The organism is Piscinibacter sp., from assembly GCF_050175855.1.
GTDB lineage: Bacteria > Pseudomonadota > Gammaproteobacteria > Burkholderiales > Burkholderiaceae_C > Piscinibacter.
In genome coordinates, this window is sequence record NZ_JBFXIO010000150.1 from 1 (window position 1) to 11026 (window position 11026).

8 protein-coding genes and 1 pseudogene are annotated in these 11026 nt (G+C 71.1%); 4 read left to right on the forward strand and 5 right to left on the reverse strand.

The features are described 5' to 3' along the window. Positions 1–427: AIM24 family protein (locus tag AB7U92_RS12920; protein ID WP_428577256.1), on the reverse strand; the 427-nt coding region annotated here is incomplete at its 3' end. A gap of 136 nt (positions 428–563) precedes the next feature. Between AB7U92_RS12920 and AB7U92_RS12925 the strand changes: the two genes are divergently transcribed. Genes AB7U92_RS12925 through AB7U92_RS12940 form a run of 4 tightly spaced genes read left to right on the forward strand, consistent with a single transcriptional unit; the run spans position 564 to position 5200 of the window. Next, the gene (locus AB7U92_RS12925) at positions 564–1775 is read left to right on the forward strand and encodes a GGDEF domain-containing protein (RefSeq protein ID WP_428577259.1); all 1212 of its coding nucleotides are present in this window, start codon (positions 564–566) and stop codon (positions 1773–1775) included. Between the two features lie 46 nt (positions 1776–1821). Further along, positions 1822–2640 (forward strand): IclR family transcriptional regulator, encoded by an 819-nt coding sequence (locus AB7U92_RS12930; protein WP_428577262.1) that lies wholly within the window; start codon positions 1822–1824, stop codon positions 2638–2640. Positions 2641–2659: 19 nt separating this feature from the next. Beyond that, on the forward strand, positions 2660–4336 hold the full coding sequence (locus tag AB7U92_RS12935; RefSeq protein ID WP_428577265.1) for a Na/Pi cotransporter family protein: 1677 nt from the start codon (positions 2660–2662) through the stop codon (positions 4334–4336). 3 nt (positions 4337–4339) lie between these two features. Then, entirely contained in the window at positions 4340–5200 is an 861-nt protein-coding gene (locus AB7U92_RS12940; protein ID WP_428577268.1) for an EamA family transporter, read from the forward strand. A 16-nt stretch (positions 5201–5216) separates the two neighbouring features. On the opposite strand, the gene AB7U92_RS12945 is transcribed toward AB7U92_RS12940, so the two are convergent. The 4 genes and pseudogenes from AB7U92_RS12945 to AB7U92_RS12960 all read right to left on the reverse strand — a co-directional run. Continuing rightward, the gene (locus AB7U92_RS12945; protein ID WP_428577271.1) at positions 5217–5993 is read right to left on the reverse strand and encodes an NUDIX hydrolase; all 777 of its coding nucleotides are present in this window, start codon (positions 5991–5993) and stop codon (positions 5217–5219) included. Next, positions 5990–8047, reverse strand: a complete 2058-nt coding sequence (gene ligA, locus AB7U92_RS12950) for an NAD-dependent DNA ligase LigA (protein WP_428577273.1) — start codon at positions 8045–8047, stop codon at positions 5990–5992. The genes AB7U92_RS12945 and ligA overlap by 4 nt, the downstream gene beginning before the upstream one ends. Before the next feature lie 28 nt (positions 8048–8075). Continuing rightward, positions 8076–9107: a cell division protein FtsZ gene (locus AB7U92_RS12955; RefSeq protein ID WP_428577276.1), complete on the reverse strand. Its 1032-nt coding sequence runs from the start codon at positions 9105–9107 to the stop codon at positions 8076–8078. A 120-nt stretch (positions 9108–9227) separates the two neighbouring features. After that, a pseudogene (locus AB7U92_RS12960) lies at positions 9228–11026 on the reverse strand (chromosome segregation protein SMC); the annotation flags it as partial.

Sequence of the window (11026 nt, forward strand, 5' to 3'; positions counted from 1 at the left end):
CGCCGAAGAAGCCCACCGAGAGCTTCTGCTGGAAGTGGATCCCCAGCGAGACGCCCCGCGCCGCGCAGAGGAACGAGTCCTTCTGGCAGATCAGCGTGCCGCCCATCTGGCGCAGGTCCATCGGCAGGATCTTGCCGGGGTATGGGGCGGCAAAGGCCACGCGCTGCTTGGCCCGCGCCTGGTTGGTGTAGACGGTGGTGAATAGCGACTCGCCGGTGACCAGTCGCTTGCCGGCGCCGAGCAGCTTGCCGAAGAAGCCACCCTGCTGCGGCCCGCCGTCGCCGAACACCGTGTCCATCTGGATGCCGGCGTCCATGAACATCAGGCTGCCGGCCTCGCCGACCGCCGCTTCGCCGGGATCGAGCTCGACCTCGACGAACTGCATCTCCGAACCCTTGATCTCGAAATCCACCACGTCCATGGCCATGTTCTGCTTCTCCTTGATGCGCAACAACCGACGGCGCGCGATGGTAGCGATTCTCCCAGACCCCTAACACGATCCCCCCAAAGAGGTAGCGCACGGACGGCACCCGGCCTCCACAATGGCACGGCTGCGTTGCGCCATGACACTCCACCTGCCCACCCTGCTGACCGTCTGCGTGGCCGCGCTGGCCACGTCGGCCGGCGTGATGACGCTGTACGCCGCCACGCGGCGCACGTACCGCGGCTTTGCCTGGTGGGTGGTGGCGCAGTGGCTGCTGGCGCTGGGCTGCCTGCTGCAGCTGTTCCGCGACAGTGCGCCGGAAGTGCTGCCGCTGGCCAACCTGCTGCTGCTGCAGTGGCCGATCACGGTGCTCGCCGGCATGCGCCGCTTCGCCGCCCGACAGCCCAGCCGCGTGCCCATGCTGGCCGACTGGCTGCTGCTGTCGCTGGCCTGGGGTGTGTGGCTGGCCACCTGGGCGGCCGAAGGTTCCCTGGCGACGCGCGTGCTGGCATTCGCCGCCGGCGCGGCCGTGCTGCACCTGTACAGCGCCGCCACGCTGTGGCACATGGCCGAGTCTCGCGGCAGCGCGGCGATGAAGCTGCTCGTCGGGCTGGAGCTGTGCGCCGCCGCGCTGCAGGCACTGCGCGTCGGCTTCGCGCTCGGTGGCCCGGTGGACGGCAGCGGCCAGGAACTGCTGCTGGCCAGCGGGCTGGTCATCCTGGTGTCGTCGCTGGTCATGGTCTTCCTGGCACTCATGCTGACCGCCGAGCGCAGCGAGGCCAGCCTCCAGGAGGTACACCGGCAGCTGCGATTCCTGGCCAACATCGACGTGCTCACCCATGTGCCCAACCGCCGGCACTTCCACGAGCTGGCCGCGCAGACGCTGGCCGAAGGCGCCCGCCCGCCGTGCACGCTGATGATGTTCGACGTCGATCATTTCAAGCGCATCAACGACCTGCTCGGCCACGCCAGCGGCGACGAGGCGCTGCGCCAGGTGGCACGCTGCCTGCGCGATTCGCTGCGCGCGCCGGATGTGGCCGGCCGCCTCGGCGGCGACGAGTTCGCGGCGCTGCTGCCCGGCACCGGCGTCGACGATGCGATGACGGTGGCCGCGCGCATCGTCGGCCAGCTGGCCGACCGTCAGGTGGCGCCGGGCGTCGCCCCGCTGAGCCTGAGCTTCGGCATCGTGCAGATGCATGACGGCGAGTCGCTCGACGAGGCGCTTCGCCGTGCCGACCAGGCGCTGTACGAGGCCAAGCGCCAGGGCCGCAGCCGCGCGGTGCCGGCCTTCGGCGCCGAAGACCGGCCGGTGTTCGGCGAGAGCCGCTCGCTGGGGCTGAGCAGCTTCTGAGCCACCTGCGACGCAGGCCGGCCCCGGTGGGGCGATAGACTGCCGCATGCCCGTGCCCGACACCGATTCCGAGACCTTGCAGGCCGCCGCCGACGCCCCCCGCCCCGGCGACAGCTACGTGCAGTCGTTCGCGCGCGGCCTGGCGGTGATCCGCTCCTTCGACGCCCGCTCGCCGCAACAGACGCTCAGCGAAGTCGCCCAGCGCACCGGCCTGACGCGCGCTGGCGCACGCCGCATCCTGCTCACGCTCGAAGGACTGGGCTACGTGCGCAGCCAGGGCCGGCAGTTCTGCCTCACGCCGAAGATCCTCGACCTCGGCTTCGCCTACCTCTCCTCGCTGCCGTTGTGGAACCTGGCCGAGCCGGTGATGGAGAAGCTGGTCGAGGAACTGAAGGAATCGTGCTCGGCCGCCGTGCTCGACGGCGCCGACATCGTCTACGTGCTGCGAGTGCCGACGCACAAGATCATGAGCATCAACCTGGGCATCGGCAGCCGGCTGCCGGCGGCCTGCACCTCGATGGGCCGCACCCTGCTGGCCGAACTCGACGATGCGACGGTCGAAGCGCTGCTCGCCCGCCATCCGCCGGTGGCCCACACCGACCGCACCATCACCGACCCGGCCGCGCTCAGGACCGAACTCGCGCGCGTGCACCGCCAGGGCTGGTGCGTGGTCGACCAGGAGCTGGAGGAAGGCCTGGTGTCGCTGTCGGTGCCGATCCGCGACCGCAGCGGGCGCGCCATCGCGGCGATGAACGTCAGCGGCCAGGCGGCGCGCACGCCGGCCGGGCAGATGGTGGCGCAGTTCCTGCCGCGGCTGCAGCAGGCGGCGGCACAGATCTCGCAGATGCTGCTGGTCAGGGCCTGAGGCCGGCACCGGAGACCGCTTGATCCATCTTCTCAACCTGCTCGCCGCCATCGCCCTGCTGGTGTGGAGCACGCACCTCGTGCGCACCGGCATGCTGCGCGTGGCCGGCGAGAACCTGCGCGGCATCCTCTCCAGGAGCTTCAGCAACCGCCTGACCGCGCTGGCCGCCGGCTGGGGGGTGACCAGCCTGGTGCAATCGGCCACCGCCACCTGCCTGATCGTGGCCAGCTTCGTCGGCAAGGGCCTGGTGCCCACCGGCGCCGCGCTGGCGGTGATGCTCGGCGCCGACGTCGGCAGCGCGATGATGGCCGTCGTCTTCTCGCTCGACCTGTCGTGGCTGTCGCCGCTGCTGATCTTCGCCGGCGTGGTGATGTTCACCACGCGGCAGAACACAGGCGTCGGCCGCGTCGGACGGGTGCTGATCGGCCTGGGGCTGATCACGCTGGCGCTGCAGCTGATCGTCGCCGCGACCCGGCCGCTGACCGAGTCGCCCGCCGTGCGCGCGCTGCTCGCCTCGCTGCCCAACGAGGTGCTGCTCGACATCGTGGTCGGCGCGGTGCTCACGGTGCTGTCGTACTCGAGCCTCGCGATCGTGCTGCTCACGGCCACGCTGGCCAGTTCGGGCATCGTGCCCACGAACGTGGCGCTCGGCCTGGTGATCGGCGCCAACCTCGGCAGCGGCTTCCTCGCGCTGCTGGCCACCGGCGGCGCCTCTCCGCAGGTGCGCCGGCTGCCGCTGGGCAACCTGATCTTCAAGGGCCTGGGCGCGGCCATCGCGATTCCGCTGCTGCCGCAGGCGCACGTGTGGCTGCAGCTCACCGGCGGCGCGGTGCACGAGCAGGTGGTCTGGTTCCACCTCGGCTTCAACGTCATGCTCGCGCTGCTGTTCCTCAGTTTCACCGGGGTGGTGGGCCGGCTCGTCGAGCGCGCCCTGCCTGAGCCGCGCCCGGGCGCCGGCGCCGATCGGCCGCGCCACCTCGATCCCTCGGCGTTGCAGACGCCGTCGCTGGCGATCAGCTGCGCGGCGCGCGAGGCGCTGCACCAGGCCGACGTGGTGGAGACCATGCTGCGCGGCATCCTGCCGGTGATCCGCCACAACGACCTGGTGCTCGCCGAGCAGCTGCGCAAGATGGACGACACCGTCGACGAGCTGTACTCGGCGATCAAGTTCTACCTGACGCAGATCTCGCGCGAGGCGCTCTCGGAACGCGAGAGCCGCCGCTGGACCGACATCCTCTCGTTCACCATCAACATGGAGCAGATCGGCGACGTGATCGAGCGCGTGCTGCAGGACGTGGAGGACAAGAAGATCCGCAAGAACCGCAGCTTCTCGGAAGCGGGTCTGGCCGAGATCAGCCACCTGCACGAGCGGCTGCTGGCCAACCTGCGGCTGGGCATGAGCGTCTTCCTCGACGGCCACGTGCGCGACGCGAAGAAGCTGCTGGAGGAGAAGGCACGCTTCCGCGACCTGGAGCGCGAATACGCCGCCAGCCACATCGCGCGGCTGCAGGACAACACCGCGCAGAGCATTGAGACCAGCTCGCTGCACCTGGACCTGATCAGCGACCTCAAGCGCATCAACTCGCACATCTGCTCGATCGCCTACCCGATCCTCGATTCGGCCGGCGTGCTCTCGCAGACGCGCATCCGCCACTCCAAGCTGGCCGAACTGCCCGCCGACGAGGACAGGCGCTGAGCCGTGGCGGCACTGAGCTGGCCGGTGCTGGCCGCCGTGCTGTTCGGCGCGCTGCTCCACGCCTCGTGGAACGCGCTGATCAAGGGTGGGCGCGACAAGGCGCTGGACACGGCGCTGATCCACGGCCTGGGCATCGTCGTCGCACTGCCGGTGCTGGTCTTCGTCGGGCTGCCGCCGCGCGAGGCCTGGCCCTTCCTGGCCGCCTCCGTGGTCGTCCACCTGGGCTACTACGTGGCGCTGGTCGGCGCCTACCGCCATGGCGATCTCGGCCTGACCTACCCGGTGATGCGCGGTACGGCGCCGCTGCTGGTGGCCCTGGCCAGCGCGGCGGTGATCGGCGAGCCGCTGTCGGCCGCTGCCTGGGCAGGTGTGCTGGCAGTGAGCGGCGGCGTGATCGCCATCGGGCTGTCGCGCAGCGCGGTGGGCGGCCATCCGGGCAAGGCGCTGCGCTACGCGCTGGCCAACGCGGCGATCATCGCGCTGTACACCCTGATCGACGGCCTGGGCGTGCGCGCCGCCGGCAACGCCGCGAGCTACGTGGCCACGTTGTTCGTCTTCGAGGGGCTGCCCTACCTCGCGCTGGTGCTGTGGCGGCGGCGCGCGGCATTCGACGCCACGCTCGCCCACATGGCCGGGCGCTGGAAGCTGGCGCTGGCCGGCACGGCGGCTTCGTTCGGCTCCTACGCGATCGCGCTGTGGGCGATGACGCAGGCGCCGGTGGCGATGGTCGCAGCGCTGCGCGAGACCTCGGTGCTGTTCGCCGCAGCGCTCGGCGCGCTGTGGCTCAAGGAAGGTTTCGGTCCGCTGCGGGCGGCCGGCACGGCGCTGGTGGTCGCCGGCGTGATGGCCCTGCGGCTGGCCTGAGCGGTGCAGAGGCCGCTCAGCGGCGTTCGTCGAGCTCCAGCGCGTGCGCGTGGATCAGCGCGGCCTCGAGCGTATAGCGCCCGGCGGCAAGCCCCTCGCGCAGCTCGACGGCATCGAGGCAGGCGAAGCCGCCCACCTCGCCGTCCTGGTTCTGCGGCATGGCGTTGCGCGGCAGGACCGCCTGGAACAGCACCGCACGCTCGACCATGTAGCCCTCGCTGACCGGCCGGCGGATCTGCAGGTGGCCGAGCGGCTGCAGGGCGTCGAGTTCGGCCAGATGGAGGCCAGCTTCCTCCCAGGTCTCGCGCTCCAGCGTCTGGCGCACCGTCTCGTCGGCCGACATCAGGCCGCCGACCAGGGTGTCCCACATCCCCGGGTCGGTGGCCTTGTCCCAGGCGCGCTGCTGCACCCAGAAGCGCCCGTCGGGATGGCGGCCCACCAGGTGCACCGCGTGCGTGGTGATGCCCAGCGGCCGCACCGCGGCGCGCTCGATGGCGCCGTGCGGCGTTCCGGCGGCGTCGATCACGGGCAGCAATTCGTCGCGCCAGCGTCCCGCGAGGTCCTGCGCGCGAAGCCAATGCGCCAGCTCGGCCAGCGCCTCGTCGTCGTGCGAGGTGACCTGCCAGGCGCCGCCTTCATGGCGCAGCGGCAGCCCGTCGGCCGCCATACGCTCGCCGATCGCCGGCTCGATTGAGCCGATCTCGGCGCGGCCGAGGATCAGCGGCTCGCGCGGGCGCAGCGGTGGTTGCGCGGCGCGGCGGCGCAGTTCGGCCAGCCAGTCGGGCTCGCTCACGCCGCACCGCCTTCGAGCAGCGCGCGCAGTCCGGCCTCGTCGAGCACCGTCACGCCCAGCTCGCGCGCCTTGTCCAGCTTGCTGCCGGCCTCCTCGCCGGCGATCACGTAGTGGGTCTTCTTCGACACCGAGCCGCTGACCTTGCCGCCGGCTGCCTCGATCAGGTCCTTGGCCTCGTCGCGCGAGAACGTCGGCAGCGTGCCGGTCAGCACCAGCGTCTTGCCCGCCAGCGGCAGCGCGGAGGCGTCGGGGCGATGGCCGTCGTGTTCGTCCCAGCGCACGCCCACCGCGCGCAACTGCTCGACCACCTCGCGGTTGTGCGGCTGGTCGAAGAAGGTGCGAATGCTCTGCGCCACCACCGGGCCGACGTCGTTCACCTCCAGCAGTTGATCGACACTGGCCTCCATCACCCGGTCGATGCCGCCGAAGTGCTTGGCCAGGTCCTTGGCGGTGGTCTCGCCGACGTGGCGGATGCCCAGCCCGTAGAGGAATCGCGCCAGCGTGGTGTGCTTGCTCTTCTCCAGCCCGGCGAGCAGGTTGGCCGCGCTCTTCTCGCCCATGCGCTCCAGCGCGCTGAGCTTGGCCAGCCCCAGCGTGTAGAGCTCGGGCAGCGTGCGCACGATGCCGGCGTCGACCAGCTGGTCGACCAGCTTGTCGCCCAGGCCCTCGATGTCCAGCGCGCGGCGCTGGGCGAAGTGCAGGATGGCCTGCTTGCGCTGCGCCGGGCAGAACAGGCCGCCGCTGCAGCGCCAGTCGACCTCGCCTTCCTCTCGGGCGATGTCGCTGCCGCACACCGGGCATTTGCCGCCCAGGCGCTTGTAAAGGTCGAAGGGCTCGCCCACGTCGGCCGGTCGGCGCTCCAACACCACGCCGACCACTTCCGGGATCACGTCGCCGGCGCGGCGCACGATCACCGTGTCTCCGATGCGCACGTCCTTGCGGCGCGTCTCGTCCTCGTTGTGCAGCGTGGCATTGCTCACCGTCGTGCCGCCGACGAACACCGGCTCCAGCTTGGCCACCGGCGTGAGCTTGCCGGTGCGGCCGACCTGGATGTCGATGTCGCGCAGCACCGTCATCTGCTCCTGCGCCGGGTACTTGTGCGCCACCGCCCAGCGCGGCTCGCGCGAGACGAAGCCCAGGCGCTGCTGCAGCGCGCGCGCATTGACCTTGTAGACCACGCCGTCGATGTCGAAGGGCAGCGCGTCGCGCTTCTCGCCCATCGCGCGGTGGAAGCCCACCAGCCCGTCGGCGCCGTGCACGACGGCGCGGTCGGCGCACACCGGCACGCCCATCGCCTGCAGCGCGTCGAGCAGCGCGGCGTGCGTGAGCGGCACCTCCCAGCCCTGCACCTCGCCGAGGCCGTAGGCGAAGAAGCTCAAGGGTCGCGAGGCGGTCACCGCCGGATCGAGCTGGCGCACCGCGCCGGCGGCGGTGTTGCGCGGGTTGACGTAGGTCTTCTCGCCCTTGGCGCGCTGCGCCTCGTTGAGCGCCTCGAAATCGTCGCGGCGCATGTAGACCTCGCCGCGCACCTCGAGCACGGCGGCCTCGGTGCCGATCAGGCGCAGCGGGATCTGGCCGATGGTGCGGATGTTCTGCGTCACGTCCTCGCCGGTCTCGCCGTCACCGCGCGTGGCCGCCTGCACCAGCACGCCGCGCTCGTAGCGCAGGTTGATGGCCAGGCCGTCGAACTTCAACTCGGCGGCGTATTCCACCGGCGGGTCGGCCTCTGTCAGCTCCAGCTCGCGGCGCACGCGGGCGTCGAAGGCCACTGCACCCGAGGCCTCGGTGTCGGTCTCGGTGCGGATCGACAGCATCGGCACCGCGTGGCGCACCGGCTCGAAGCCTTCCAGCACCTTGCCGAGCACGCGCTGCGTGGGCGAATCGGGCGTCAGCAGCTCGGGGTGTGCGGCTTCGATGTCCTGCAGTTCGCGGAACAGGCGGTCGTACTCGGCGTCAGGGATCTCCGGCGCGTCGAGCACGTAGTAGAGATGGGCGTGGCGGTGCAGCGCGGCGCGCAGCTCGGCGGCGCGCGCGGCGGGGTCGTTCGGACTCATGCCGCGATTGTGTGCGAGCGCGCCGCGCTCAGCTGAAGAGGCGCCGCGCCGCGGCCGAGCCGGCGGGCAGGCCGCGCGACTCCAGCGCTTCGTACAGCGAGGTCAGCTCGCTGCCGATGATGGCGAAGCCTTCCGCCGACAGCGGGTTGCCGTTGTCGTCGACGATGGCGGCGTCCATGCCCAGCGAGAGCGCCTGCGCGCTGGCCTGCCAGGCCACGAAGGGCTCGCCCGCCGGGTCGGTCTGCGGAACGTCGAAGCTCAAGGTGATGTCGCGCAACGCCGACTGGTTCGGGTCTTCGGCCAGAGCCGCCTGCGTGTCGAAGGACAGCGTCAGCACCGGCGGCGCGCCGTCCTCGTTGCCCGGAAGCACCAGGCGAGCCGCGCCCATCCCGGCCACGAAACCGTGCCGGGCGGCATGCTGCTGGATGAAGCCCACGCTCCAGGCCACCGAGCGCGAGCGTAGATGCACGGCGAGCTGGGCGTCGTGCTCGCTGGCGAAGGCATCGAGCTCGCGGGCACGCGCCACCACTTCCAGCATGTCGGGGAAGTCGGCCATCGCGCCGATCGCCTCGGCGAAGGCCTCGACCTTCTGCACGAACTCCGAGTATTCGATCTCGTTGAGCGCACCGCCGCGGTTGGCCAGCTGCACGCCGGCCTGGAACTCGCTGTAGCGCTGCCCGGCGGCCGGCGGCTCCCATTCCTTCGTGACGACATTCCAGCCCTCAATGAAGAAAGGCTTGCTGCCGGCGCGGTGCGACGGCGGCAGGTGCGACAGCGCCATCTCGCCGCTGACCTGCACCTCGATGCCGAGCGTGGCGATGGCATCGATCAGCGCGTCGAGCTTCGGCGGCAGGCGGCGCGGCTGGCGCAGCTCCGCTGCCGGCGTGTCGTCGGCTTCCGCGCTGGCGGGCGCATCGAAGCTGGGCTCGACCACTGGCTCGACTGGCTTCGATTCGAGCACGCGCCGCGGCTGCGCCCGGCGCGATTGCCACCACAAGTGAACGGCCATCGCCGCCAGCACCGCCACGCCGAAGAGAGCGAGCGCGACGGTCAGGCTCACCGCTCCGCTCCAGAAGCGAGCCGCACCGCACCGAGCAGCCGCCGCGGATCCGGCTCCGCCGGTCCGCTAGCGGCGCCCCCCTGGGGGGGGGCGCCGCAGGCGCTACGGGGGGGGTTCATGTCAGGCGGCTTCCGCCATGCTGACGGCGGCTTCCATGTCGACCGCCACGATGCGCGAGACGCCCTGCTCCTGCATGGTCACGCCGATCAGCTGCTCGGCCATCTCCATCGCGATCTTGTTGTGGCTGATGAAGAGGAACTGGGTGCCCGCGGCCATCTCCTTCACCAGCTTGGCATAGCGCTCGGTGTTGGCGTCGTCCAGCGGCGCGTCGACCTCGTCGAGCAGGCAGAACGGCGCGGGGTTGAGCTGGAAGATCGCGAACACCAGCGCGATCGCGGTGAGCGCCTTCTCGCCGCCCGACAGCAGGTGGATGGTGCTGTTCTTCTTGCCCGGCGGCTGGGCCATCACCTGCACACCGGCGTCGAGGATCTCCTCGCCGGTCATCACCAGCTTGGCCTGGCCGCCGCCGAACAGGCTGGGGAACATGCGGCCGAAGTGCTCGTTGACCTGGTTGAAGGTGCTGCCGAGCAGGTCGCGCGTTTCCAGGTCGATCTTGTGGATGGCGTCTTCCAGCGTCTTGATCGCGTCGGTGAGGTCGGCGTTCTGCGCGTCGAGGAAGGTCTTGCGCTCGCGCGCGGCGGTGAGCTCGTCGAGCGCGGCGAGGTTCACCGCGCCCAGCGCGTTGATCTCGCGGTTGATGCGGTCGATCTCGCCTTGCAGGCCGTAGAGCTTGACGCCGTTTTCCTCGATGTTCTTCGCCAGCGCCTCCAGGTCGACCTGCGCGGCGGTGAGCTGCTCGAGGTACTGCGCGCCGCCGAGCTGGGCGGCCTGCTCCTCCAGCTGCAGCTTGGTGATGCGTTCGCGCAGCGGTGCCAGGCTCTGCTCGTGCTGCATGCGCTGCTCCTCGGCGCGGCGCATGCGCAGCGTGAGGTCGTCGTACTCGCTGCGCTTGGCGCCGAGCGCGGCCTCGCGCTCCAGCTTGAGCGCCAGTGCCGTCTGCAGCCCGGCCTGTGCGGCGGCGTCGGTCAGCCGCTCGAGCTCCTCGGTCAGCTGCTGGGCGGAAGCCTCGTTGGCGGCCACCTGCTGCACCGCCGTCTCGATGCCGCGCTGCAGTTCGCCGCGCCGCGCCGCCAGCGAACGGGCGTGGAACTGCGCCTCCTGGCTCTGGCGCTCCAGCGCACGCAGCTGCTCACGGGCATCGGCCAGCTTGCGCTCGGCGGTGATCACGCCCTCGTCGAGCTCGGCGTGGCGCTCCTGCGTGGTCGCCAGCTGCATGTCGAGTTCCTCGAACTTCGCCTCGCCGGTGGCGCGGCGCTCGTTCAGGTCTTCCAGCTGGGCGTCGAGCTCGGCGAGTTCCTCGTCGAGCTGGGCGCGGCGGGTGCTGGTCTGCTCGGCCAGCTGCGACAGGCGCAGCAGTTCCACCTGCAGCTGGTGGGCGCGCGTCTGCGCCTCGGCGGCGTCGCGCCGCGCGGTGGTCAACCGCTGCGAAGCCTCGGTGTAGGCCGCCTCGGCGCGCACCAGGGCGCTGCGCGACTCCTCGGCGATCAGCGCCTGGGCGCGCTGCTGGCGCTCGAGATTCTCGATCTCCTGGGCGCGGGCCAGCATGCCGGCCTGCTCGGAATCGGGTGCGTAGAAGGCCACCGCGAACTGGCTGATCTGGTGGCCCTCGCGGGTCATGATCACTTCGCCGTGCGTCAGCTTGCTGCGGTTGGCCAGCGCCTCGTCGATGCTGGCGGCGGTGTACACGCCTTCCAGCCAGTCGTTGAGCAGCGCCTTCAGGCCGGCGTCGCCCAGGCGCAGCAGGTCGGACAGGCGCGGCAGCGTCTGGTGCGTGTTGGCGATGGCGGCATGCGGCGGCG

What these genes read in the sequence shown, in the direction of transcription:
- ligA (WP_428577273.1), bottom strand. Translation starts at nt 8,047, where the DNA reads ATGAGTCCGAACGACCCCGCCGCGCGCGCCGCCGAGCTGCGCGCCGCG.
- AB7U92_RS12930 (WP_428577262.1), top strand. Translation starts at nt 1,822, where the DNA reads ATGCCCGTGCCCGACACCGATTCCGAGACCTTGCAGGCCGCCGCCGAC.
- AB7U92_RS12925 (WP_428577259.1), top strand. Translation starts at nt 564, where the DNA reads ATGACACTCCACCTGCCCACCCTGCTGACCGTCTGCGTGGCCGCGCTG.